This is a genomic window from Brachyspira innocens ATCC 29796 (genome assembly GCF_000384655.1).
Lineage (GTDB): Bacteria > Spirochaetota > Brachyspiria > Brachyspirales > Brachyspiraceae > Brachyspira > Brachyspira innocens.
On record NZ_ARQI01000017.1, the window covers coordinates 1 to 1,852 of the forward strand.

Below are 1,852 nucleotides of genomic sequence, written 5' to 3' on the forward strand. Positions count from 1 at the left end.
CTAAATGTATAATAAATTATTAAATTTAGCCTGAAATATAGCCTTTCGCTCTGCGGGCTGTGCCTGCTTCTTTATGTCACACCGAAGGCGGACAGCGTCACAAAAAAGTGGAGTTTTGCGTAAGCACGCAGAGCGGTGGGCAAAGCCACAGATATTAAAAACAAAATATGATTTTATTTTTGACAAACCATATTTGTTTAGGTATATATAAAAAATAAACTGCCATCTACACGCTTGATTAACAAATAAAAATAATTATAATACTAAATATAATCTATTTTATTTAAGGATATTTACATGCAAAGTTTTATATATAATAATCCTACCAAAGTAATATTTGGAAGAGACACAGAAAATACAGTTGGAAAAGAAATAAAAAATCTAGGATGCAAAAAAGTATTAGTAGTTTACGGTACAAAAAGCGTAAAAGAAAGCGGACTATTAGAAAAAATAGAAAACATATTAAAAAACGATAATATAGAATATGAATTATTTGGTAATGTTAGAGCCAACCCTACTCTATCTCATGCAAGAGAAGGCGTAAAAAAAGCAATAGATTTTGGCTCTGATTTTATACTCGCAGTAGGAGGAGGAAGCGTTATAGATACAGCCAAAGCAATAGCACATGGGGCATCTAATCCAGAAACTGATATATGGGATTTTTGGACTAGAGTAAAAGAAGTAGAAAAAAGTATACCTATAGGCTGCATACTTACAATATCAGCAGCAGGAAGCGAGACAAGCAATTCGGCAGTACTCACAAATGAAGAGACACTCGATAAAAGAGGACTTCCTACAGAGTTTAACCGTCCTAAATTTGCAATAATGAATCCTTGCCTCACATTTACTCTGCCATATTATCAGGTGGCATGCGGAATATCTGACATGCTCATGCATACGTTCGACAGATATTTCGGAGACAGCGAAGGCTCAGTAAATGGAGATAATAATCAGACAACAGATGCTATAGCAGAAGCAGTTTTGAGAACAATTTTTAAAAATGGCTTAATAGCTATGAAAGATAAAACTAATTATGATGCTATGAGTGAGCTTATGTGGTGCGGAAGTTTATCACATAATACTTTAACTGGTCTTGGACTTAGTTTTGATTTTATAGTTCATAAATTCGGTCATGAATTAAGTGCTAAATTTGATGTAGCCCATGGAGCAAGTCTTTCTGCCATGTGGGGCTCTTGGGCTAAATACTGCCTTAAAGATAAAAGACAAAGATTTATCCAGTACTCAAAAAATGTTTGGAATATTGATGATGATAATACAGGACTTAAAGGAATAGAAAAAACCATAGAATATTTTAAACAAATAAATATGCCTACTAACTTTACAGAATTAGGAATAGGGGTTCAAAGTGAAGATGTTCTCAATGATTTAACAAGAAGATGCATAAAAGATGGCAAATTGGAGTTTAGGCATTTCAGAGCTTTGAGCAAAGAAGATGTTTATAATATTTTTAAGATGTCTAATAATTAATGACTATGTATAAACTTGTGCAAAGATCATAGATCATATATGAAAAAAGTATTTAATATAAAAATGCTTGCAAAAGTATGCAAAATGTATTATACTAATAAAGATGAGTTCTTTGACATATTTGATTATGAAGTGTATAATTTTTGTAAAGTTCGTAATATATGTTTTATGTTGTCATAGATCGACGACTGTAAAGATAATTTACATGTTGATTTGTTAATTTCATATAAATCTTAAAAAGATATATATGTAGAAAGATACTAAAAATTAAGTATTTGTAAATAAATATCATATAAAATTTACAGTATATTTATAAAGTAATGGACGGGTTTTTAAAATCAATTCCCCCACCGGGGACGAAAAC

The 1,852-nt window shown here is 31.3% G+C and carries 2 protein-coding genes; both read left to right on the top strand.

Annotation, left to right across the window (positions count from 1 at the left end):
- Window positions 1-297: 297 nt before the first annotated feature.
- Complete coding sequence (locus F811_RS0100160) at window positions 298-1,488, top strand: iron-containing alcohol dehydrogenase (RefSeq protein WP_020003305.1); 1,191 nt, start codon at window positions 298-300, stop codon at window positions 1,486-1,488.
- Between the two features lie 39 nt (window positions 1,489-1,527).
- A complete protein-coding gene (locus F811_RS16400) occupies window positions 1,528-1,668 on the top strand; it encodes a hypothetical protein (RefSeq protein WP_156821971.1) in 141 nt (46 codons plus the stop codon).
- Window positions 1,669-1,852 lie beyond the last annotated feature (184 nt).

Bases quoted from the DNA above. Each gene is read 5' to 3' on its own strand.
- F811_RS16400 (WP_156821971.1), top strand. From the start codon at position 1,528: ATGAAAAAAGTATTTAATATAAAAATGCTTGCAAAAGTATGCAAAATG.
- F811_RS0100160 (WP_020003305.1), top strand. From the start codon at position 298: ATGCAAAGTTTTATATATAATAATCCTACCAAAGTAATATTTGGAAGA.